The 22,815-nt window shown below is 68.5% G+C and carries 22 protein-coding genes; 5 read left to right on the plus strand and 17 right to left on the minus strand.

The genetic code is table 11. The features are described 5' to 3' along the window. Nucleotides 1-47: 47 nt before the first annotated feature. The 6 genes from SBI80_RS16345 to SBI80_RS16370 are packed head-to-tail and all read right to left on the minus strand — an operon-like array spanning nucleotide 48 to nucleotide 6,042. Complete coding sequence (locus tag SBI80_RS16345) at nucleotides 48-380, minus strand: 4Fe-4S binding protein (RefSeq protein WP_318975857.1); 333 nt, start codon at nucleotides 378-380, stop codon at nucleotides 48-50. Further along, nucleotides 377-1,975, minus strand: a complete 1,599-nt coding sequence (locus SBI80_RS16350) for an FAD-dependent oxidoreductase (RefSeq protein WP_318975858.1) — start codon at nucleotides 1,973-1,975, stop codon at nucleotides 377-379. The genes SBI80_RS16345 and SBI80_RS16350 overlap by 4 nt, the downstream gene beginning before the upstream one ends. 9 nt (nucleotides 1,976-1,984) lie before the next feature. Next, on the minus strand, nucleotides 1,985-3,319 hold the full coding sequence (locus SBI80_RS16355; RefSeq protein WP_318975859.1) for an LLM class flavin-dependent oxidoreductase: 1,335 nt from the start codon (nucleotides 3,317-3,319) through the stop codon (nucleotides 1,985-1,987). A 33-nt stretch (nucleotides 3,320-3,352) separates the two neighbouring features. Beyond that, nucleotides 3,353-4,399, minus strand: a complete 1,047-nt coding sequence (locus SBI80_RS16360) for an aliphatic sulfonate ABC transporter substrate-binding protein (RefSeq protein WP_318975860.1) — start codon at nucleotides 4,397-4,399, stop codon at nucleotides 3,353-3,355. A 12-nt stretch (nucleotides 4,400-4,411) separates the two neighbouring features. Then, nucleotides 4,412-5,149: an ABC transporter ATP-binding protein gene (locus tag SBI80_RS16365; RefSeq protein ID WP_318975861.1), complete on the minus strand. Its 738-nt coding sequence runs from the start codon at nucleotides 5,147-5,149 to the stop codon at nucleotides 4,412-4,414. After that, nucleotides 5,146-6,042 carry an ABC transporter permease gene (locus tag SBI80_RS16370; RefSeq protein ID WP_318975862.1) on the minus strand — a complete coding sequence of 299 codons (897 nt, stop codon included), beginning with the start codon at nucleotides 6,040-6,042 and terminating at the stop codon, nucleotides 5,146-5,148. The genes SBI80_RS16365 and SBI80_RS16370 overlap by 4 nt, the downstream gene beginning before the upstream one ends. Before the next feature lie 294 nt (nucleotides 6,043-6,336). On the opposite strand from SBI80_RS16370, the gene SBI80_RS16375 reads away from it, so the two are divergent. Next, on the plus strand, nucleotides 6,337-7,098 hold the full coding sequence (locus SBI80_RS16375; protein ID WP_318975863.1) for a TSUP family transporter: 762 nt from the start codon (nucleotides 6,337-6,339) through the stop codon (nucleotides 7,096-7,098). 21 nt (nucleotides 7,099-7,119) lie between these two features. Here the strand turns inward: SBI80_RS16375 and SBI80_RS16380 are convergent, their stop codons facing one another. The 11 genes from SBI80_RS16380 to SBI80_RS16430 all read right to left on the minus strand — a co-directional run bounded on the left by SBI80_RS16380 (nucleotide 7,120) and on the right by SBI80_RS16430 (nucleotide 17,796). Beyond that, on the minus strand, nucleotides 7,120-7,887 hold the full coding sequence (locus SBI80_RS16380) for a DUF1684 domain-containing protein (protein ID WP_318975864.1): 768 nt from the start codon (nucleotides 7,885-7,887) through the stop codon (nucleotides 7,120-7,122). 58 nt (nucleotides 7,888-7,945) lie between these two features. Continuing rightward, a complete protein-coding gene (locus SBI80_RS16385; protein WP_318975865.1) occupies nucleotides 7,946-8,998 on the minus strand; it encodes an LLM class flavin-dependent oxidoreductase in 1,053 nt (350 codons plus the stop codon). A gap of 75 nt (nucleotides 8,999-9,073) precedes the next feature. Then, on the minus strand, nucleotides 9,074-10,309 hold the full coding sequence (locus SBI80_RS16390) for an acyl-CoA dehydrogenase family protein (protein ID WP_318975866.1): 1,236 nt from the start codon (nucleotides 10,307-10,309) through the stop codon (nucleotides 9,074-9,076). Between the two features lie 72 nt (nucleotides 10,310-10,381). After that, nucleotides 10,382-11,581 (minus strand): acyl-CoA dehydrogenase family protein, encoded by a 1,200-nt coding sequence (locus tag SBI80_RS16395; RefSeq protein WP_318975867.1) that lies wholly within the window; start codon nucleotides 11,579-11,581, stop codon nucleotides 10,382-10,384. 85 nt (nucleotides 11,582-11,666) lie between these two features. Continuing rightward, on the minus strand, nucleotides 11,667-12,746 hold the full coding sequence (locus SBI80_RS16400) for an ABC transporter ATP-binding protein (RefSeq protein ID WP_318975868.1): 1,080 nt from the start codon (nucleotides 12,744-12,746) through the stop codon (nucleotides 11,667-11,669). Then, complete coding sequence (locus tag SBI80_RS16405) at nucleotides 12,743-13,561, minus strand: carbohydrate ABC transporter permease (RefSeq protein WP_318975869.1); 819 nt, start codon at nucleotides 13,559-13,561, stop codon at nucleotides 12,743-12,745. Before SBI80_RS16405 ends, SBI80_RS16400 begins: the two co-directional genes overlap by 4 nt. Beyond that, on the minus strand, nucleotides 13,558-14,427 hold the full coding sequence (locus SBI80_RS16410) for a carbohydrate ABC transporter permease (protein WP_318975870.1): 870 nt from the start codon (nucleotides 14,425-14,427) through the stop codon (nucleotides 13,558-13,560). Before SBI80_RS16410 ends, SBI80_RS16405 begins: the two co-directional genes overlap by 4 nt. Then, nucleotides 14,424-15,776 (minus strand): ABC transporter substrate-binding protein, encoded by a 1,353-nt coding sequence (locus SBI80_RS16415; protein ID WP_318975871.1) that lies wholly within the window; start codon nucleotides 15,774-15,776, stop codon nucleotides 14,424-14,426. Before SBI80_RS16415 ends, SBI80_RS16410 begins: the two co-directional genes overlap by 4 nt. A 70-nt stretch (nucleotides 15,777-15,846) precedes the next feature. Next, the gene (locus tag SBI80_RS16420; RefSeq protein ID WP_318975872.1) at nucleotides 15,847-16,989 is read right to left on the minus strand and encodes a cellulase family glycosylhydrolase; all 1,143 of its coding nucleotides are present in this window, start codon (nucleotides 16,987-16,989) and stop codon (nucleotides 15,847-15,849) included. Between the two features lie 255 nt (nucleotides 16,990-17,244). Continuing rightward, nucleotides 17,245-17,523: a hypothetical protein gene (locus SBI80_RS16425; RefSeq protein ID WP_318975873.1), complete on the minus strand. Its 279-nt coding sequence runs from the start codon at nucleotides 17,521-17,523 to the stop codon at nucleotides 17,245-17,247. 72 nt (nucleotides 17,524-17,595) lie between these two features. Further along, entirely contained in the window at nucleotides 17,596-17,796 is a 201-nt protein-coding gene (locus SBI80_RS16430) for a three-helix bundle dimerization domain-containing protein (RefSeq protein ID WP_318975874.1), read from the minus strand. Nucleotides 17,797-18,132: 336 nt separating this feature from the next. On the opposite strand from SBI80_RS16430, the gene SBI80_RS16435 reads away from it, so the two are divergent. The 4 genes from SBI80_RS16435 (at nucleotide 18,133) to SBI80_RS16450 (ending at nucleotide 22,716) form a co-directional block, all read left to right on the plus strand. Next, nucleotides 18,133-19,533 (plus strand): MFS transporter, encoded by a 1,401-nt coding sequence (locus tag SBI80_RS16435; RefSeq protein ID WP_318976230.1) that lies wholly within the window; start codon nucleotides 18,133-18,135, stop codon nucleotides 19,531-19,533. Between the two features lie 243 nt (nucleotides 19,534-19,776). Continuing rightward, on the plus strand, nucleotides 19,777-21,018 hold the full coding sequence (locus SBI80_RS16440) for a glycosyltransferase family 4 protein (protein WP_318975875.1): 1,242 nt from the start codon (nucleotides 19,777-19,779) through the stop codon (nucleotides 21,016-21,018). 82 nt (nucleotides 21,019-21,100) lie between these two features. Next, a complete protein-coding gene (locus SBI80_RS16445) occupies nucleotides 21,101-21,877 on the plus strand; it encodes a glycosyltransferase (protein ID WP_318975876.1) in 777 nt (258 codons plus the stop codon). After that, a complete protein-coding gene (locus SBI80_RS16450; RefSeq protein ID WP_318975877.1) occupies nucleotides 21,874-22,716 on the plus strand; it encodes a glycosyltransferase family 2 protein in 843 nt (280 codons plus the stop codon). Before SBI80_RS16445 ends, SBI80_RS16450 begins: the two co-directional genes overlap by 4 nt. Nucleotides 22,717-22,815: the final 99 nt, after the last annotated feature.

Raw genomic sequence — 22,815 nt, forward strand, 5'->3', positions numbered from 1 at the left:
CGGGCTGTGCTTACCCCAATTAAACTAGGCCAGAACGCAATTCGACATCATCCCGGATACTCCGGTCCGACGGCGGTGCGGGCCCCGAGCGCGCGGCCGCCACCCCATCCCAGCTCACGCCGGTAGCCGCCGAGCAACCCTGCGGCCTCCAGCCTCTGGGCGTCGCGATGGGCCGAGTCCGCCGCGACGGGGGTGGCCAGCGGCGCGACGAACAGCGCATCGGTCGGGCAGTACGCCTCGCACTGAAAGCAGGTTTGGCAGCTGTCGTGGCGCGCGATGACCGGCACCCCGTCGGGTCCACGGTCGAACACCCGGGTCGGACATACGTCGATGCACCGGTCACAACCGATGCATCGCTCGGCCGAGACGACCTCGATCACGCCGCCCTCCCGTCCACGCCGACGGTACGGACGGTCTCGGGGCGGGTCCACAACGTCTCCAGTCCGCCGACGAGCAGCCGGTGGCGTTGGGCGGGGTCCTGTCGCGGCAGGTCGATACGCTTGTGCATGCCACGGGTCTCGGTGCGCTGCAGCGCGGCGTGATACATCCAGCGGGCGTGCGCCACCATCGCCGCGGCCTCCCGCGCCCGGAAGACGTCCTCGCCCGCGCCACCGAGGTTCTCCCGCACGGCGGACCAGACATCGTGCAGCGACTCCAGGGCCGGTGTCAGGTGGGCGGGGTGACGCAGGAAGTTGTCCTGGTGCGGCAGCACCCGCCGCTGCACCGCGGCCGTCACCGCCCGGTGATCCAGTCCGACGGGACCGGTGGGTCGCAGCCCGGCGCCACCGATCGCGCGCAGCCCGTCGGGGCGTGCACCGCGGTTCCTGGCGAACGTCGCGGCCCCGCGGCCAGCCCAGCTCCCCGAGGAGGCCGCCCACGCCGCGTTGTGGCTGCCGCCACCGGTGAACCCACCGCAGATCAGTTCCCTCGTTGCGGTGTCACCGGCGGCGTAGAGGCCGGGAACGTCGGTGGCGCAGTCGACGTCGGCGATCCGCACCCCGCCGGTGCCGCGCACGGTCCCCTCGGCGACGAGCGTTATCTCGAAGAACTCGGTGAACGGGTCGATTCCCAGCCGGTCGAAGACCAGGAAGAAGTTGGGCTGTCCCCTGCGCATCGCGCGTCGTTCGTCCTCGGTGGCGCGGTCGATGCGGGCGAACACCGGTTCGTCGCGCAAGGTCTCGGCGATGAGCGTGCGCCCCCTTGCGCTCCCCGCCCCCTCGATGACGCTGCGGTCACCGCGGTAGAACGTCGCCCACGAGTAGTAGGCGGTCTTGGTCAGCGACGTTCCCTTGGGGGCGATGGCGAAGGAGTTGGAGAACTCCATGCCGGACAGGACCGCGCCGGCCTCGACAGCCATCAGCGCGCCGTCCCCGGTGTTGACGTCGCATCCCAGCGTCTTGGACTGGAAGGCGCACCCGCCCGCGGCGAGGACGACGGCACCCGCCTCGATGCGTACCGATCCACCGGATGACCGATCGAGCGCCAACGCACCCGACACCACGCCGTCGGAATCGACGAGCAGCTCCAGTGCCGGCGTGTGATCGAGGATGCGGACGCCGAGGCGTTGCACCCGAGTCCGTTGCCGGCGCATGTATTCAGGCCCCTGCACGTCACCGCGCCGCGACCGGCCGTCGGCGTCCACCGGGAACGGGTAGCGCTGCACCGTGGCGAGCTCGTCCATCCGTGCGTGGATCTCGTCGAGGACGCGGCTCATCCAGTCACGCTCGGCGAGATGACCGCCCAGGGCCTCCCGGCTCGCCATCGCCGCCTCGCGCAGCTCGGGTACGTCGTCGACGTACCAGACCCCGGTGCCGACCGAAGCAGTCGCTCCGCTGGATCCGGTGTGGCCCTTGTCCACTAGTACGACGTCGACGCCCTCCTGCGCCGCCTTGATGGCCGCCCAGGTGCCAGCGGGGCCGCCGCCGATCACCAGGACGTCCGTCGAGAGCGTCTGGGACACCGTGGCTTCGGTCATCGGACTCCTTCAGGCAGTGACGTGGAACTGGTTGCCGGGTACGGCGAGACCGTAGTGCTCGCGCAGCGTGGTGCCGGCGTAGTCCTCTCGGAAGAGGCCCTTGTCGCGCAGGATCGGCAGCACGTGTTCGACGAATGTCTCCAGCTGCGACGGTAGCGCGGGGGCCATGACGTTGAATCCGTCTGCGGCGCCGCCCTCGAACCAGGAGATGATCGTGTCGGCGGCCTGCTCGGGGGTTCCGACGAAGGTGAAGTGGCCCCGGCCACCGCCCAACCGCGACAGGATCTGCCCGACGGTCAGGTGCTCACGCACGGCCATCTCGATGATGAGATCCGACCTGCTCTGTGAGCCTTGCAGTTTCGGCCGCGCCAGGATGAATTCGGGCAGCGGCGAATCGAGCTCGAACACCGACGGGTCGACCTCTAGATTCCAGGCCAGTTGCGACAGCCCGTACTCGGGTATGCGAAGGTCGTCGAACTGGCGGGCCAATTCGATGGCCTCGGCCTCGGTCGATCCGATGAACGGCACGATGCCCGGCAGCACCAGCACGCCGTCGGGATGACGACCCGCTGCGGCGGTCCTCGCCTTGATGTCACGGTAGAAGTCCGCCGCCCGCTCGTAGGTCTGGTGCGCGGTGAAGATGGCCTCCGCGTGCCTCGCGGCGAAGTTCTTGCCGTCCTCGGACGATCCGGCCTGCACCAGCAGTGGGTGGCCCTGGGGTGGACGTTCGACGTTGAGCGGACCGGCGACCTTGAAATGGGATCCTGCGTGGTCGATCGCGTGCAGGCGAGCCGGGTCGGCATACCGGCCGGATTCCTTGTCGGCCAGGGTCGCTTCGCTCTCCCAGCTGTCCCAGAGCGCCTTGGCGATGGAGAGGAATTCGTCGGCGCGCTCGTAGCGCGCGGCATGGTCGGGACGGTCGTCGAGCCCGAAGTTGGCCGCCTCGTCCGCACCGGCGGAGGTGACGACGTTCCACCCGGCCCGTCCCCCGCTCACGTGGTCGACCGACGCGAGTCGGCGCGCCAGGTTGTACGGCTCGTTGTAGGTCGAGGAGACCGTGGCGATGAGGCCGATCCGATTCGTGTGCTGCGACAGCGCGGTCAGCAGGGTGAACGGCTCGAGCTGGCCGGGAGGCCGAAACGCGCCACTGCCGGTGAGCGCCGGACCGTCCGCCAGGAACAGCGAGTCGAACTTGGCCTCCTCGGCCAGGGTGGCGAGCCCGATCCAGTGGGACAGGTCGAAGTCCGCCCGCGGATTGCTCTCTGGGAGGCGCCAGGCAGCCTCGTGATGTCCGGCTTCCATGAGGAAGGCGTTGAGGTGCAGCTCTCGCCGGGGGGTGCTCACGGGTAGGTCTCCGTCTCTGGTGATCCGTTGGTGCTAGGGCGACTTCGAGCTGTCGAACCCATCGGGCAGGAGGTTGTCGCTGATGGTCGTGAGGTCGACCTTCTTCTTGATCTCGCCCGCCTCGAAGAAGGCATCGCTGAGTGCCTGCTCGGCCTTTACGTCCTCGGGCAGGAACTGGGTGATCTTGAACGGGAACGAATCGACGGTCGCCCTCGCATCCTTCTGCGGCACGCCGGTCTCCTTCGAGATCGCCTTGGCGTACTCGTCGGGATTCTGCTGGGCCCAGTTGAAGATCCGGGCGACACGGGTGAGCACGTCGGCCAGGGCCGCCCGCCGAACGGGGTCGCCGAGGGACTTGTCGGTCGCCACGTAGTAGTTGTTCGACTGGTCGATCGGCGGAACGCCCTTGGCGATGATGCGGGCACCCTGGCCCACCGCGACCGAGGACTGCGGATCCCAGATGGACCACGCGTCGACCTTCCCGGTGTTGAACGCCGACGCTCCGGCGGCCGGGCTGAGGTACACCAGTTGAACGTCCTTCGGTGTCAGACCGACGCTCTTGAGCGCCAACAACGCTAGGCCGTGCGCGGAACTGCCCTGTGGAACGGCGATCCTCTTGCCCCGCAAGTCATCGAGATTCTGGATCGGAGAGCCCTTGGGCACCAGGATGTTCTCGGCCGCCTTCGTCGGATCGGCCCCACGCTGCGTCGCGACGATCTTGAAGCCGTACGCCTGGGCGGCACCGGTGATCGGCGGAACGGTGCCGACACTGCCCAGGTCGATGTCGCCAGAGGCGGCCGCTTGCACGAGTGGTGGACCGTAGTCGAAACGCGCGAACTTCACCTTGTACGGCGCGTCGTCGAACGCACCCGTGACCTTCGCGAGTTCCTCGCTACCGTCCCCACCGTTGTCACCGAGGGTGAACGTGTACTGGCTCCACTCGGGGTGGGCGGCCGCGGACGTACTCGGCTTGCTCAGCGCGCCCTGCGGGCCAGCCGACGGGGAACTGCACGCGGCCAGAACGGTCGACGCGACCAGTGCGACGGCCGTGCCGACGAGGCTAAATGATCTGTGGGACATGTCTTCTCTCTCCTATTTGGCGTGGCCGCTGGCGAGACCGAGGTCGGCGAGCAGTTCGAGCCGAAGTTCCTCGCGAGCGATGCTGGCCTCGCGATCGGCCGCCGACAGCCGGACGTCATGCGCACTTCCGATTCGCCCGTGACTCATCACCACGACGCGATCGGCCAGTGCGATCGCCTCGTCGACGTCGTGGGTGACCAACAGCATCGACGCGTGGTGCCGGCGACGGAGTTCGCGGACCAACTCGTGCATCCTGACCCTGGTGATGGCGTCCAGCGCCGCGAAGGGTTCGTCGAGGAGGACGAGCTCTGGTTCGGCGACCAACGCCCGGGCCAGTGCGACGCGTTGGGCCTCACCCCCGGAAAGCTCCTTGGGCCAGGCCCTTTCACGACCCGACAGATGAACGTCGGCCAGCGCACGGCGGGCTCGGTCATCGGCATCCGGGCCGCGCAGGCCGAGGGTCACGTTGGCCAGGACCCGCTGCCAGGGGAGCAGCCTGTCACCTTGGAACACGACGGCACGCTTGGCGGGCACCTCGATGCGGCCACCGTCGGGCTGGTCGAGGCCGGCCAGCAGTCGCAGCAGTGTGCTCTTGCCACAGCCCGAGGGGCCCAGTAGCACGACGAGTTCCTCGTCGCCGATGGTCAGGTCCAGATGGTCCAGGACAGCGCGATCGCCGAACCGCCGCACTACCTGTTCTGCCTGGACGCCCGTCTGCTGGCGCACCGCGGTCGGAGTTGGAGCGCTCACGATGCCTCGAAGCTTGGTCGCCACCGCAGCAGCACCCGCTCGAGGATGCGGACGATTTGGTCGGCCAGCAGGCCGAGCACCGAATAGATGACCAGACCCACGAACACCTGGTTGGTCTGAAGGTAGGTCTGCGCCTGGGTGACCAGGAAGCCGAGGCCCTGATCGGCGTTGACGGTCTCGGCGGCCACCAGGCCCAGGACGCTGTAGGCCAGCGAGAAGCGCAATCCGACAAGGAATCCGGGGAGGGCACCGGGCAGCAGGACCCGCCCGATGATTCGCGCCCGTCCTGCTCCCGTCGTGCGGGCCATCTCGATCAGCCGCTGATCCACCCCGCGGATCGCGGCGAACAGGTTGAGATACATCGGGACCCCGGCGCCGAACGCGATCAGCAGCACCTTGGTCAGCTCGTCGATGCCGAACCAGACGATCATCAGCGGCAGCACCGCCAGCAGCGGGATGGTGTTCAGGATCTGGGCCAGACCGTTGAACAGGTACTCGCCACGCCGGAGGAATCCGCCGAGGACGCCGGTGACGATGCCCACCGTCAAACCCAGCACCAGACCGATGCCCGCACGTTGCAACGAGATCAACAGGTCGGGGCCGAGCACACCGTCTCGCCACAGCTGCACCGCGGTGTTCGCGATGTCGGTCGGTGCAGGTGCATAGAGCGGAGGGATCACCCCGGCGACGCCGAGGATCTCCCAGACGACGAGGATCACCACCGGCGTGGTGTAGACGCCGAGCGGCCAGTGCAGCCGCCGCCACAACCGGGCAAGGCCACCGAGTGGTCGATCGTCGGGCGGCAGGAACACGTCCCTGCCGGCCGACGATGTTCCGGCGGCTGTGGAACCGGTGTCGGATTCCGGTCGCACCGCCAGACCGAGGTCTGTCATGGGCTACTCCAGTCGGTCACCGCCGAATCGCGGCACCTGGGCAGGAGACGATGCGCGACGACGGGGTCTGCCTCCACCATGGCCCCTCGAGATCCGATGGCAGAGCTATGAAATCGCTGGGATTCTTTCCCCGGAACGGGGCGCGGTGCCGGAATGCGTTTACCCTAGGGGTGATAGCGCCTAGGGTTCCGGCGTGCCGCGGTGCGGTGCGCGACTGGTCCGAGCGGCGCCACCGCACGTCCCGACGACGTGCGGTCATCTGAACGGACAAAAGCCTGGAGGATCTCCGCCGGGGTGCCCCACGCCGGCGAGAAGGTCCTGCCCGTGCTGGCTTCGTTGCTCGTGTTCGTCCTCGCCCTGACCGCCGGTGCGCTCGGCAGCGTGGTCGGCACCGGATCGTCCCTGGTGCTGCTTCCCGTTCTGGTGGTGCTCTACGGACCGAGGGCGGCGGTGCCCATGATGGCGATCGCCTCGGTCCTTGGCAACGCCGCGCGAGTCATCGCGTGGTGGCGCGACATTCGCTGGCGCGCGGTCGCCATCTACACCGCACCGGGCGTCCCCGCGGCGGTCCTGGGCGCGCACACCCTGTTGACGATCTCACCGCGGATCGTCGACGGGTTCCTTGGATTGTTCTTCCTGGCGATGATCCCCGTGCGCAGGGTGGCGGCGGCACGGGCCTGGCGGGTGCGCTCGTGGCACCTGGCGATCGCAGGTGCCGTCGTGGGTTTCCTCACCGGCCTGGTGCTGTCCACCGGTCCCCTCAGCGTCCCGGTGTTCACCTGCTTCGGGTTGTCCGGAGGCACCTTCCTCGGCACGGAGGCCGCCAGTGCCGTGGTGCTCTACGTGGCCAAGCTGCTCACCTTCGGCGAGTTCGGGGTACTCTCGGCGCGACTGGTCCTGCAGGGACTGGTGATCGGGGCGGCCCTGATGGTCGGCCCGTTCATCACGCGTCGCCTCGTGAGGAACCTTCGGCCGCGCCTGTACGTGCTCGTCATCGACGGCGTACTGATCGTCGCCGGCGCGGGCATGTTCGCCACGACTGCGTCGCCGAGCTGACCGCTGCGCGGCGCCCCTTCGTCAGCGCGGGTTCTTCTCCCCTGCCTCGATGGCGACGGTGAGCCTGTTCTCCGCCGGTGCCACCGGGCAGGTGGCGAAGTCGGTGAACGAGCAGGGAAGGTTCGACGCTCGGTTGAAGTCGAGCGTCACCGTGCCGTCGGCTCCGGGTTGCGAGACCGCCAGGGACCGGGACGCCGGATAGGTCGTCACACCGCTGGTGGCGTCGGTGAACAGCACGTGCAGGCTGCCGTCCTGGCGACCGAACGCGACGAGACGCGCAGGCGCAGCGGAGATCTCGAAGTCGATGACGCCGACGGCGGTGTGATGGTGCTCGAGCCCCTCCACGACGGCACCCGTCGTCACCGAGGTCGGCTGCGCGTAGCGTGTGAGCGTGCCGGTCACGCGCCACCGCTGGGCTGGCGGGTAGGTCGGAATGCCGTTATATGCCAGCAGGTGTGGCGACTTGGGGTCGTGGACTCGCAATGCCACCGAACCGGTGCGGCGGATGACCTCGATCCGGCGATCCCCCGCCTCGACGATCGTTCCGGGTGCCCCCTCGGCGGGTTCGAGTCGATCGATCCCGTCGATGCCCTCGACGTAGACCGCGTCCCGGTCGGCACGCCACCGGCCAGGGAGATCGGCGACCTCTTCGAAGTCGTCGCCGAGCCAGTGCAGTCCGGTGATGCTCACCCACCCGAGCGGGTCGCCGTAGTACCGCTCGCGCTCGGCGTGCCAGTCGTTCCATTCGGCCTCGAACGTCTCAGCGGTCGTCCCCGCGGTGGTGGTCATGCGAACTCCTTCGTGGCTGGGACTTCTCGTCGTACCAATGGCATGGTCACGGGCACCGTCAGCCGCTCTGAGCGACCAACGGCCGACTGGGGATTCGCTCACGCAGCGCGGGAGCGACGGCGGACTGGAACAGCTCGAGGCTACGACGCTGATCGCCGGGCGGAAGGCCGTCGACGTCGGCACTGAGATGCATTACCTCGTGGCCCAGCCGTTCGTGGTAGCGGCCCACTTTGTCGATCACCTGCTCGGGACTGCCGACGAGGGCGGAACTGCGCTCGACGAGGTCTTCGATCGATTCGAACACCACCGGCAGTCCCATCCGGCGCTGCGCCGCGAGGCGCGCCTCGAAGATCGGCCGGTAGGCCGCGAGCGCCTGCTGCGAGGTGGGCGCGACGTGGAAGCCGGCCGTGCCGGCATCCACCAGGGCCTCCTCGGGCGGCCGACCGTAGTGCTCCCAGCGCTGCCGGTAGTGCGCGACGAGATCGGCGTAGGGCTCGATGGGATGGGTGACGTTCGCCGAGAAGATCGGATCACCATGGCGGGCCGCCAATTCGACCGAGTCGGTACTGGTGGCACTCCCGTGCCAGATTCGGATGTGGGACTGCATTGGCCGGGGCAGCGCCTTGGCGTTCAGCAGATTGGTCCGGAACCTTCCCGCCCACGTCACCCGGTCGTTCTCCCAGAGCAGGCGGAACAACTCGTAGCCCTCGCGGTTGCGGTCCCACTGATCGTCGGTCGTCACGTGGAACAACTCGGCCTGCGCCGCGCCGTTGCCCTTGCCGATGATGAGTTCGAGGCGACCGTCGCTCAGGTTGTCCAACGTCGAGTAGTCCTCGAACGCGCGGACCGGATCGAGCAGGCTCAGCGTGGTGACCGCGGTGAACAGGCTGATGGTCGACGTGCGGGCCGCGATGTTGCTCAACACCACCGGCGGTGACGACGAGATGAACGGGTCCTCGTGCCGCTCCCCCACGGCGAAGCCGTCGAAACCCAGCTCCTCGGCCACCACCGCCTTCTCGACGACGTCACGCAGCCGCTGGGCGGGGCTCCTCCGCTCCCCCGTCACGGGGTCGTCGGTATGGGAGATGAGCGTGAGCAACAAGAACTTCACATCGAGACCTCACCGGTTGGGCGTCGTGCAGACCAACCGCGTCGCGGGCCACGACATTCCCGGCCCTGAATGGTCCTAGCCCTGTCCGAGTGCCACGGCGCCGAGCGCTTCGAGGACCGCATCGGTGTTCGGCGGGTGCAACGACCCGGTGCGCACGTCGCGGTAGAGCCGCTCGAGCTCGTGTCGGCGGGACACCGACGAGGCGCCCACCACCTGGATCGCGATGTCGACGACCTCGCGAGCCGTCGTGGTCGCGAATTCCTTGGCCGCCAGCGGGCGCAGCGCCGCCCAATCACCGGCACGCGGGGTGGTGACCGAGTCCACCAGCGCCGCGACGGCCTCGAGCTTGATCTCCGCCTGTGCCACCTGACGCTGGACGGCGGGCTTCTGCGCATGCCGGGAGATGCCCTGGCGCAACGAGGTTCGGCTCTGGGCGCCAAGGATCGCCAGATCGAGCGCCCGGCGCGCGATGCCCAGGTACACACTCGACAACAGCGGCAGGTACCAGCTCAGCAGGGCGCCGACGTACTCTGGGTACACCGGCCCGACGGGGTGCGTGGCCACCGTCTTGTGCGCTTCGGCGATCGCGTCCTCGAACACGGTGTCGTGGCTCGACGTCGCTCGCACGCCCAGTGCATCCCAGGTCTCCTCGATCCGCACCCCCCGGGCGTTGCGGTCGACGAACGTGTGCACGATGACGGGATTGTCCGGATCGGAGTCGTCGCGGGCGTGGATGCCGATCTCGTCCCACACCGGCGACAGCGAGGTGAAGACCTTGCGTCCGGTGATGCGATAGGAGCCGTCCGGCTGGGGAACCGCCTTCACCTGGGAATCGTCGAGACCGACGTCGTTCCCGTGCTCCCCATGACCGGCGGCGAAGGTGCGTCCGGCCGCCAACTCGGCCAGCAGCCAGTCCACGTCGGCCAGGCCGCGCGCGGCGGCCTCGGCCGCCGATCCAGCCCAGTACAGGTGCATGTTGACCGCCAGCGCAGTGGCGGGAGCCCAGTACGCGAGGTGGCGCTGCTCGACGGCGAGCTCGGCCAGCGACAGACCGGCGCCACCGAACCGCTCCGGCAGGGGCGCCTTCAGATAGCCCAGCTCGACGAGCTCGGCGAAGTCCTCTGCGAAGAAGGCGTTCTCGGCGTCGTAACGCGGGGCGCGGTCGTGGAAGCGGCGGTAGTCCGCATCGGTGAAGTAGCGGCTGCGAAATCCGTCGGCCAGCGGGCTGGTGCCGCTGACGACCCCGGGCGGCCGGCCCGGATCGACCGCGAGCGGGGTGGAGGCGGACGGCGCAGTGTCGGTGAGGGTCATGACCTCGATGATGCTCGGCTACCGGCGGTGTACCAGGCTTGCAGTCGGCCAGATCGAAATCGCACCCGACCGCTACGTGTAGAGCGTGATCGGCTGAACGTCCCCGGTGAGATAGTTCGCCCCGACCTCGAGCTTCTTGTAGTCGATCGGGTCGTGCAGGGAATGCGTACGGATGTTGCGCCAGAACAGATCCAGGCCGACCTCGCTGCGGGCCGAACTCGACCCGGTCACCTCGAACACGCGGTGTGCCACCTCGAGGGCGGTCTCGGTGGCGACGATCTTCAGCTGCGCGATGCCGATCTCGACGTCGGCCCGATCGGCGGCGGTCACCTCCGCACCGCGCGCGATCACCCGGTCGTAGCGGGCATTCCAGCGATCCGCCAATGCCTCCACCGCGGCGACCCTGGCGAGCAGTTCACCGAACACGCGCTGCACGAAAGGATCCCGGGAGTAGTGCTCGACGTCGCTCAGCAGCCAGGCTCCCCGCCGCCGAAGCGTCAACTCACGGGCGGTCTGCAACGCGCCCTCGGCGATGCCGAGATAGAGGTTGGCGAAGCCCAGTTGCACACCGGGGGTGACCAGGGTCGAATAGGGCTCCTCGCCGACCACGCCGAGGACGTCGTCCGCCGATATCGCGACGTCGTCGAATTCCACGCTGCCACTTGCCGAGAGACGTTGGCCGAGTGCATCCCAGTCATCGACGAAGGTCACCCCGGCGCGGTCGTGCTCGATCACCGAGGCCAGGATCCGATCGGCCCCCTCCTCGGCCGCCATCACCAGGGTCACGTCACCGGTGGAGGCCCCGGTGGAGAACCTCTTGCGACCGTTCAGTCGGTATCCGGATCCGTCGGCGGTGAGCAGCAGGTCGGGGTCGACCGGGTTGACGGAGTCACCCCAGAGCCAGTGTCCGTTGGCGGAGGCGGCGAACCAGTGTTCCCATCGCTGCGGTGCACCGAAGAACACGATCCCCGCATGGTTGACGTAGTGATAGCTGAGGATCTGCGCGATGGAGGCGTCCGTGCGCGCCAGGATGCGGACGGCACGCAGCGCACTGGACCAGTGCCCGCCGTGGCCGCCGTGCTCGCGCGGGATCAGCAGGTCGACCAGACCGGATTCCTTGAGCAGCTTCAACTCGGCGTCGGGCTGCTGGTTGGCACGATCCCTCGCCAGCGCGTCGGACGCGAGCGTACGGGAGACCGCGGTGGCCACCCCATCCCAGTGCGTCGTCTCGGCATCGTCCAACGGTGCGGTCCACGGGGTGCGCGGCGGCATGGCTGATCCTTCACTCGGGAACCGGGGAGCCAGCACACCCTATGATCTGGCGGACGCTGGTCAGTGAGTTGTATTCGCCGCGAATCTAATCCACGTCGGACAACCGTTGCGCCGTCGACGCGTCGAAGGCATGCGCACGTCCCGGCCTGATCCGCACGGCTACCGCGTCACCGGGCTTCGGCGGCGCGCTCCAGCCTGCGACGGTGGCGGCCTCGACGACCGCCGTCAGGCGTCGGGGTCCCACGACGACGATCACCACGTACCGCGGCCCGAGCAGCTCGACGAGTTCCACGGTGCCATTGCCACCACCCGAGTCACCGGCCGGTTCGACGAGGAGGTCTTCGGGCCGGACCCCGATCGTGACGTCGCGTTCGGGGCCGGAGGGCCCCGGCCACACCAGACCGTCGGCCTCGAAGACACCGTCGGCGACACGACCCGAGACCAAGTTGGCGCTAGGTGACCCGATGAAGCCGGCGACGAAGGTGTTGGCCGGCCGGCGGTAGAGGTCCTCCGGGGTTCCGCGCTGCGCGATGCGGCCCCCCTCCAAGACCACCAGCTGGTCGGCGATGGTCATCGCCTCCTCCTGGTCGTGGGTGACGTAGAGGGCGGTGATGCCCAATTCCTGTTGCAGTCGCCGGATCTCGGAACGCAGTTCCACCCGCAGCTTGGCGTCCAGGTTGCTCAGCGGCTCGTCGAACAGGAATACCGACGGTGTGCGGACCAGGGCACGCGCGATCGCCACCCGCTGCTGCTGGCCTCCGGAGAGTTGTCGCGGTTTGCGGTCCAGGAGCGCGGTGATGCCGACGCGTTCGGCGGCCTCGCGGGCCCGCTGCAGCGCGTCGGCCTTGGGCACCCCGGCGTTGCGCAGTGGAAACGCGATGTTGCCGCTCACGCTCAACTGCGGGTAGAGGGCGTAGTTCTGGAAGACCATCGCCACGTCGCGTTCCCGCGGCGTGGCCCTGGTGACGTCCCTGCCGTCGATGCGCACCGCCCCGCGGTCAGCCGATTCGAGCCCGGCGACGATGCGCAGCGTGGTCGACTTGCCGCACCCCGACGGCCCGACGAGAACCGTCAGCGACCCGTCCTCCAGCCGGAGGTCGAGACCGTCGACGACAGTGGTGCCGTCGAATGCCTTTGCGATGCCGTCGAGTTCGACGATGCTCACTTGGTCGCTCCCGTACTGAGGCCGCCGACGAGGTAGCGCTGTGCCAACAGCGCCAGTGCGTAGACGGGCAGGATGCCCAGCAGACCTGCCGCGGCCTGCTGGCCGAACTGAACGTTGCGATCGCCTTGGAACAGCGAGAGGCCAACCGTCAGGGTCTGGCTTTCCTTCGTCACCGCCAGGTACACGGCGAACAGGAAGTCGTTGTAGCTCAGGAAGAACACCACCAGCAGGGCCGCGACGATCCCCGGCCAGAGCAACGGCAGGATCGCCTTGCGGAATGCGCCAGCCACCGACAACCCGTCGACGACGGCGGCCTCGTCGATCTCCACGGGGATGCGGCGCACGAATCCGTCGAGCAACCATGCGGCCACCGGGACGTTGGCCACGCCGTTGACCACGATCAGCCCGATCACGTCGTTGGTCAGGCCAAGGCGGCGCAGCAGGAAGAACAACGGGATGATCGCCACGATCGGGGGCGCACAGTAACTGGCCAGCAGCACCGTCAGCAATCGCTCGCCGCCGAACCGACGGGCCGTGAAATACGCTGCCGGAACGGCGATCACGACCGCCAACAGCGCTGCGCCCACCGCCGAGACCCACGAATTCTGCAACATCGTGCCAAGGGCGATCGTGTCGAACACCTTGAGGAAGTTCGAGGTGGTCGGCTGCGTGGGCAGCAGGGACGAATTCAGCACGTCGTTGGGAGACCGCAGCGACAGCGACACCAGGTAGGCGATCGGGACGAGTACGACGGCCGTGATCACGGTCAACGCCGCCCACGCCCAGCGACGCGGTCCGGGCCGCGTCTGCGTCATCGTTCGCCCTCGACCACGCGCGCCCGCGCCGCCGTCAGCGCCGTGGCCACCACCCCGACGATCATCGCGAAGATGAGCGTTTGCGCTGCGGCGGTGCCCATGTCGAAGCTGCCGCGCAACCCGGTCTGGTAGATCACGAAGGGCGCCAGCGTCGTCGCAAACCCCGGCCCACCCGAGGTGATGACGACGATCAGATCGAAGACCTTGTACCCGATGACCAGTTCCAGGACCGCCACCGCCCACACGGTGGGGGCGATCGCCGGCCAGGTCACCGTGGTGAACGCACGCCATGGCCCGGCGCCGTCGATGCGTGCGGATTCGACGAGTTCGGGTCGCACGACCCCCAGTGCGGCGAACAGGATCAGCACGGCGAACGGGGTCCACTGCCACACGTGGATGACGAGCAGCACCACGAACGCGCCGGCACCCGACCCCAGCGGATTGAACCCGGGCAGTCCCAGTGCCGCGAACGCGCCTGCCAACCCGCCACCGACCGGTGCCAACAGCAGCTTCCAGGCCACCCCGATCAGGACGGGCGCGGTGACGAGCGGCAGCAGGAGCAAGGCCCCGACGACGCCGAAACGCGCTCCACGCACCCGCAGAAGCAGAGCGGTGACGAGGCCGAACCCCGTCGTGGCGACGGTGGCCACCACGGCGAACAACGTGGACCGCCACAGCGACGGCGTGAACGCCGGTGCGGCGAGCGCGGACTGAAAGTTGTTCGCGCCCGAGAACGCACGCAACGGGTGGGCCAGTGACGAGTGGGTCAGCGCCAGGGCCACCAGGTACGCCGTCGGGTACACGAGGAACAACACCAGTCCGGCGATGGCGGGCAGGGCCAGCCACAGCGGGACGCGTCGCGTCATGTCGCAGCGCTCTCCCAGCTCTTCTGGGCGTTCTCGAGTGACTGGTGCACCGTCTGGGTGCCCGCGATCGCCAGCGCGAGCTGATCGACGAGATCCTGCAACGCCTTCGGTGCACCGGCCTGCTTGGGCCACACCAGCGGATGTCCGTTCAGGCCCTCGCGGATCGGGCCGATCGCCTTGGTGACGACCTTGGCGTAGCCGTCCGAGCCGAGCACCTCGCCGCGCACGGGGTCGATGCCGGCCCCGGCGGTCGACGAGACGGTGAGATTCTGCGGGGCGGCGGTGGCCCAGTTGATGAAGGCCGCCGCGGCGTCCTGGTGCTTCGACGCCGTCGAGATGCCCAGGCCGAAACCGGCATCCAGCGCGGTACGCGGGGTCTTGTTCGCACCCCCCACGGGCAGCGACACCGCACCCCAGCGGCCGGTGATCTTCGAGGCGGTAGGATCCTCGGCGCGCAGCGCCATGTCGGTCCACGTGTCCAGCAGCGCACCCTGGCCCGTCAGGAACGCGGTGTTGGCCTGATCGAATCCCACCTGCAACGGCGTGGGCAGCGCGGCGGGTGCGACGTCGACGAGATGCTGAAGCGCCGCGATGGACGCACCCGATGTCAGCGCGGGCTTGCCGTCCGCGCCGACCAGCTCACCGCCGTACCCGGTGAGCCGGTTGATGTAGGAGCAGCCCAGGATCATCGGAACCTGTTGACCCGACACGATGGCACCGTAGGCCGCGCCCCGCGCGTCCTTGGTGATCTTGGCGGCGATCTCGTCGTATTCATCCCACGTCGTGGGCGGCTGCACGTGGTATCGGTCCAGCAGTTCGGCGTTGTAGAACAGGATGTGGACGTCGCCGTCGTAGGGCAACCCGTAGCGCTTGTCGTTCAACAGCGTGTACGGATCGTAGATCGACGGGAGGTAGCCGTCGACCCCGATGCCCGTCTTGTTGTCGTTGATCCACGAGGTGAGGTCGACCAGCGCGCCCGCGTCGACCAGGTCACCCAGGCCAAAGTAGAAGTAGTCGAAGACGTCGAATTCGCCAGTGCCGCTCTGCACGTCGAGGATCTGCTTGCTGGTGAGCTGATCGTAGGGAGCAGCGGTCACCTCGAGGGTGCCACCGGTGGCCTTCGCCCAGGCGGGCGCCAGGATGTCGCGGAAGGACGTGACGTGCGGCTGGTTCACCAGCGCCTTGAGGGTCACGCCGTCGAACTTGCCCGTCAGCGGCGCGTTTCCGGCCAGCGCGTGACCGTTGTCGGAGGAGCCACAAGCGGCCAGGGCGGGGGCGAGCATCGCGGCACCCCCGGCCAGGCCGAAAAGCTGCAATGCACGGCGACGGGAGATGGCGGCGGAGTTCACGGGTGCCGAGAGTACGAACACCTGCCGGTCGCGTGCCAGGGTATTGCTCAGCGCGATCCTTGGTCGGCGGTCAGGATCCGGTGGCTTGGCCCGCCACCCCGGTCAGCTGTCGAATCGTCTGGATCTCGCCGTCCCGGTAGGCCCGGCCGTCGGGCTGCAGCAGATCACTGAACCAGACCTTGGGCACGTCGGCGTAGGGGTGATCCCACGAGTCCCACGGCAGATAGGTTTGGCTCCGGCCGGCCACCAGTCCCCAGTTGTACGCGCCTACGTTGTGCTGCTTGGCGATTGGCAAGATTCCCTCGATGGTGCTGCCCATCGTGCGGGCCAGGTACTCGGTACAGATGATGGGTCGCCCGAGGGGCGCGAGCTCGGCGATCCGCGCCTCGAAGTCGGCGGGTTTGGCATATGAGTGAAAGGTCACCACGTCGGAGTTGTCGAGCTGGATGCCGGCAATGGTGCTGCGGTTGCCCGCACCCCAGCTGCCCTGCCACACCCCGCTGGTCAGGGGTTGCGCCGGGTCGACGGCACGGGCCCATTGGAACACCTGCGGTAGCAGCGCGGTGACCGCGTCCAACTTGTCGCTGCGTTCCACCTTGCGGTAGACCTTCGCAGGATTGTCCGGTTCGTTCCACAGATCCCAGCCCAAAACCCTTGGATCGCTGCGGAATTGGCTGATCACGCCGGTGACGTACTGCTGCAGGGTCACCCTGTAGCGAGGGTCGTCGAGACGGTCGGCACCTGGGCTCTGTACCCAGCCGGAATTGTGCACGCCGGGCACCGGGGCGTGTTGGGCACCCAGCTTGGGGTGGGGGTCCCAGCACGAGTCGAACAGGACGAACAGCGGCTTGATGCCATGGCTGGCCGCGATGGCGACGAACTGGGCGAGCCGGCGTTGGAACGCCCCCTGGTCCTGGACCCAGAGCAGATCGTGCAGGAACACCCGCATGGTGTTGAACCCGATCGACCGCGCGATGGCCAGTTCGGCGTCGATTCGCCGTGGGTCGTAGGTGCCCTGCTGGAACATCTCGATCTGGTTGGTGACGGTCGCCGGGAGGTAGTTCGCCCCGACCAGCCAGCCCTGCCCCCGGTACCAACTGTTGGCGCGGTCGGCCGACCACCGCCCCACGTCGGCCGACGCCGGCGAGACCCGCGTCAACGCAGCACCCGCCGCCATCAACAATGGGAGCTTGAGGGCGGTTCGGCGACGCACTAAGCCACCCTAATTTGCCTGAAAGGGGGGTTCCGACCTCACGATCGTTTCGCAATCGTTCGGGTTGCGAATCGTTACCTCTCCGCTCCCGCGCGTCCCGCGGGCCTCCTCGCACCACGATTCAGCTGCACGTGTCTACGACATCGCGACCCTGGGTGGGGCTGCCAAGGAGGTTCGAGGAGGGCCGTCGGAGGGCGGCCACGTGCCACTCGAGGTTGATCATGACGCTGACTCGGTTGTTCGCTAGCGCGGCGGTCAGCAGTCCAACTGCACCAGCGCTGCGGCGATGATGTCCAGCGCGGGAGATACACCCACTTCCAGGTCCTTGGTGACCATCGGAATGGCATCGCCGGCTGGCCGCCCCACCCCGACGTAGCGGCAGACCTTGTAACCCTCGCTCACCAACTGATGACCGGTCAGGGTGGCGAATCGCGGTTGGAGCTGATCCAAATAGCTGGCCTCGTCGGCGGCAGCGCACGGCGCGGCGCCAACGGCAACGCAGATCGCGGTGGCGACCATGATCAGAGTCTTCATGGGTGTCCTCCCTGCCGCGCAGCGTAGAAATACTTCTATCATTTGCTGCGCGGTTTCGGAAGTGACCCGCGGCTAAACGGACAGCTGAGCCAGCCTGGCGCGTGCGCCGCGTTCGACGAACAACGGGACGTAATCGCGTATTGGCCGCCCGTCGAAGCGGGCGTAGCAGTCGTTGACGACGTCGACGACCTTCTCGCCAGGGACGCCTGGGTACTTCTGGGAAAGTCTGTCGACCACCTGGTCGATGACCGTCCGCTCGCTCGACTCGATCACACCAAGAGGTTGCCCTGTGTTCACCAGTTCGTCAACTCGTGCCGGCGTGTCCGCCAACCATGCGCAGCCGTGTCACGAGGCTGCCCGACGATGCTCGAGACACCTTGTGGGACAGGGTGATCGCGGTCTCAGCGGGCTCACCGGCGGTGCCACCGACCGGGCGCCGGCAGGTGACAAAGCACACCCCGGATCCCGGCCGGGCGGTTCGTGCGGAATCGGGCGGCTGCCGGTGCGGCGTACCTTCGTCTCGGTGTCCAACGATCGGAGTGAACGGCAGTGACTTCGACGACGGCGGTCGGCTTCCGGTCCGAGCGCGGCCCGGTCCTCATCTCGGTGATGCTGAGCACCGGACTGGTCGCCATCGATTCCACGGTGCTGGCCACTGCCGTGCCCTCGATCGTCGGCGAGCTCGGCGGGTTCCACCAATTCCCGTGGCTTTTCTCCGCCTACCTGCTCGGCCAGGCCGTCACGACGCCGATCTTCGCCAAGCTCTCCGACGTCTTCGGTCGCAAGCCGATCCTGCTGACCGGTATCGCACTGTTCCTCATCGGGTCGATTGCCTGCGCGGCGGCGTGGAACATGCTGGCGTTGATCGTGTTCCGGGCGGTTCAAGGGCTCGGGGCAGGCGCCGTCCAGCCGACTGCCATGACGATCGTCGGCGACGTGTACACCGTCGCCGAGCGCGCCAGGGTGCAGGGATATCTGGCCAGCGTCTGGGCCATCTCCTCGGTCGTCGGCCCGATGCTCGGGGGCGTGTTCTCCCAGCTGGGCATCTGGCGCGGCGTCTTCCTGATCAACATCCCGCTGTGCCTGGTAGCGGCCTGGATGTTCCACCGGCACTTCCACGAGACCATCACCCGTCGCCGTCGGACGGTCGACACCCTGGGCGCGCTGTTGCTGGCGCTGGCGATGACGTCGCTGATCCTGGCCATCCTCGGCGGCGGGCAGAGCTGGGCGTGGTCGTCGACCCCCAGCATCGGCGCCTTCACGGCGGGCGCGGTGCTGTTGGTGGTGTTCGTGGTGGTGGAACGCCGGGCCGTCGAACCGGTCCTGCCCCTGTGGGTCTTCTCCCGCCGGTTGCTGTGCGCGACGACGTTGGTCGCGTTCGGCGTTGGCGCCATCCTCATGGGGTTGACGTCCTACGTGCCGACCTACCTCGAGGGTGCCCTGGGTACGGCACCGCTGGTCGCCGGCCTCGCGCTGGCTGCGCTGACGATCGGCTGGCCGGCGACCGCCAGCATCGCGGGCCGGTTCTACTTGCGCTGGGGGTTCAAGAGCACGGCGATCGCCGGCGTCGTGCTGGTGATCGCCGGAGCATCGGTACTGGTGGCGCTTGCGCACCGACCAAACGTCGCCGTCGTCGCCACGGTCTGCTTCGTCATCGGCGGCGGCATGGGCCTTCTCGCGGTGCCGACCCTGATCGCCGCGCAGTCGAGCGTCGACTGGAGCGAACGGGGCGTGGTGACGGGCAGCAACATGTTCGCGCGGTCACTGGGCAGCGCGGTCGGGGTCGCCGTGTTCGGCGCGATCGCCAATGCGATCTTTGGCGCCGGTGACATCCGGTCGGTCGGCCCGACGGCGATCCAGGCGGGCACCGCCGCGGTGTTCCTCGGCGTCCTGGTCGTCGCCGTGGCGACCGCGGCGGCGGTGGTGGCGATGCCCAAGACTGCGCTCGCCCACCAAACCGGCTCCGCGCCAGACGAATCCGCCGACGAGGTCGTCGTCGACCCTGGGTGACGCGACGCCCGTCGCCCCGCGCCGTCCGGCCCCCGAGGAGAGTTGGGACACCGGGGGTTTCCGCCGCCCCAGGACGGGTATCTGCGACTCCGAAGTTGCCTCAAGCATTGCGGGGACTGGCTACATCCGGGTCGTCGCGACGTCGGCGGGATCCGCAGCGGTCACGTCCTCGCGTGCCCGTTTGCAGGAGTCCAATGTGTTGCGTGTCGCCTCTGTTCCGGCGGTCTGCGCCCAGGCGTGGGTGTGAACACCCCGTTGCGGGTGGCCTTGATTGCCTCGAACCGCTTTCCGATCAGCCAGCCGTTCGCCGGCGGCTTGGAGGCCCATGTCTGGCATCTCGCGCGGTCGCTGACTGCGCTGGGACATCATGTCGCGCTGTTCGCTGCGACGGGCTCGGATTCCGAACTCGGATGCGACTCGCTCAGCGTGCGCGACCTGACGCTGTCATCGGCGGCGGCGGCCGACCCCTCGGCGTCGGCACCCGCGTTCATGGCCGACCATCACGCCTATCTGACGCTGATGATGCACTTGGCGACTGGCTCGGCCGAACCGTTCGACCTGATCCACAATCACAGCCTGCACCATCTGCCCGTCGCGATGGCTCCCCTGCTGAGCACGCCGATGCTGACGACCGTGCACACTCCCCCGACGCCGTGGTTGGAATCCGCGCTGCACGTGACCGGCGGCTCGGGCACCCACTTCGCCGCGGTGAGCCGCCACACGGCGAAGTCGTGGCAGCACGCGGTGCCCACCATGAGCCTGGTCCCCAACGGCGTCGACAGCAGGCTCTGGCCATTGGGCCCCGGTGGTGACGATCTGGTCTGGTTCGGGCGCATCACTCCAGAGAAGGCACCCCACCTGGCCATCGACGCCGCCCAGCGCGCCGGCCGGAGCCTGGTGCTGGCGGGTCCCGTGCACCACGACGAGTACTACCGCGACCAGATCGCACCACGGCTCTCCGATCGCATCCGCCATGTCGGCCACCTTCGCCATGACGAGTTGGCCGAGCTCGTCGGGCGCTCGGCCGTGGCCCTGGTGACCCCGGTGTGGGACGAGCCGTACGGGTTGGTCGTCGCCGAGGCGATGTCCTGCGGGACGCCGGTCGTCGCCTTCGCACGCGGCGGGATCCCCGAGGTCGTCACCGACGCCGGGGGCCGGCTGGTCGAACCGGGCGACGTCGACGCGATGGCAGACGCAATCGCCTCTGCCGAGGGCCTGTCGCGAACCGCGGTGCACCGCCACGCGGTCACCCGCTGCTCGGCGGGCGCCATGGTCGCGGCCTATGAGGCCATCTACTACCACATGATCGAAGAGGCAGGCGAGGGATCTCGTGATCGGCTACTACATCCATCATTGCGGCCGCGGACACCTCAATCGGGCCGTCAGCATCACCACCCGACTGCGTCAGCCGGTCACCGCCCTGACGTCACTGGACGTCCCGGGGCCGCATCCGTTCGACGCCATCCTGACGCTACCCCGCGATGACGACCCCGCATCGGCGCCGGAGCCGACCGCACACGGGGCGCTGCACTGGGCGCCGCATCACCACACCGGGCTCAGCCAGCGGATGGCGCTGGTCGCCCGCTGGATCGCCGAGGTCCGGCCACACGCGATCATCGTCGACGTGTCGGTCGAGATTGCGTCATTGGCAAGGCTTCTCGGCGTTCCGGTGATCGTGATGGCACTGCCCGGTGAGCGCACCGACACGCCCCACCGGCTGGTACACCAGCTGGCCGACCACATCATCGCAGCCTGGCCGCGCGATCTGTACGAACCGGACTGGCTGCGCTGCCACGCCGACAAGACCACCTACGTGGGTGGCATCAGCCGCTTCGACGGGCGCGAGCCGATGCGTGACCGTTCGTCCGGCGAAGCGCCGAGGATCCTGGTCGTCGGTGGCGCCGGTGGCGGCGACGTCGACCAATCGATGGTCGATGCCTCCGCCGCCGCGACACCCCAGTTCGAGTGGTCGACGATCGGCTTGCCGGGCCGGCCGTGGCGCGCCGACCCGTGGCAGGACATCTGCGCGGCCGACGTGGTGGTGACCCATGCCGGTCAGGGTCTGGTGGCCGACGTGGCGACCGCCCAGCGGCGCGCGGTGATCCTGCCGGAACACCGGCCCTTCGACGAACAGCGCGCGACGGCCCAGACGCTGCGCAGCCACCGCATGGCGCAGGTGCTCGACGCATGGCCGTCGCCGGGTGCGTGGCCGCGGGTGATCGACCAGGCGCTCGCACTGAACCCTGCGGCATGGGAACGTTGGCAGACGCGCGGCGCCGCCGACCGCGCTGCCGAGGCGATCGCCTCGACTGCCCGTCGGTATGCCCCGGAGCCGGCCGCGTGAGGACCGCAGTGGTCACGATCGTCCACGGTCGCGACGCCCACCTGCGGCGTCAACTGGACGGACTCGCCGGGGGCACGACGGTGCCCGACCAGCACGTGGTGGTCGCGATCGACGACCCTGCCGTCGCCGACATCGTCGCTGCCGCAGGCAGTTCCGCGGTCGTCGTGCCGTTCGACAACCCCGAGGGGCCGCTGCCGATCGCCGCGGCCAGGAATGCCGGTGCCGCCGCGGCGATCACGGCTGGCGCCGAACTATTGATCTTCCTCGACGTGGATTGCATCCCGGGCACCTCCCTCGTCGCGCGCTACCGCACTACGGCCGCACACCCCAACCATCGAGATGCCCTGCTGTGCGGTGCGGTGACCTATCTGCCGCCGCCCGGGCCGCGGGGATATCCGACCGACCTCGCCCCGCTGACGGATCCGCACCCCGCGCGACCGGCACCGCCGCCTTCAGACGTGATCACCACCGACGATCGTCACCTGTTCTGGTCGCTGTCCTTCGCACTCGCCGCCAGCACCTGGGAGCGGATCGGCGGCTTCTGCACCCGTTATCGGGGCTATGGCGCCGAGGACACCGACTTCGGTCAGACCGCGGGAGCCCTCGGAGTGCCGATGCGCTGGGTCGGCGGTGCCGACGCCTTCCACCAGTACCACCCCGTGTCCGATCCGCCCATCGAACACGTCGAGGACGTGGTGCGCAACGCTGCGATCTTCCACGACCGGTGGCAGTGGTGGCCGATGCAGGGCTGGCTCGACGCCTTCGAAGACCTGGGCCTGATCACCCGGTGCCCCGACGGCCGGCCCGTCGTCGCGAAGCAACAGGTTTCCGGTGCATAGCCGGCGCAGATCCGGGTAGCTGCAAGGGAAGGACGTCGTGCAGTCCGGAATGCGCGCGTTCCAGCCCCTGGCGGTTCCAACCACGTGCCGCCAGGGGCG

Source organism: Mycolicibacterium sichuanense, assembly GCF_033741125.1.
Lineage (GTDB): Bacteria > Actinomycetota > Actinomycetes > Mycobacteriales > Mycobacteriaceae > Mycobacterium.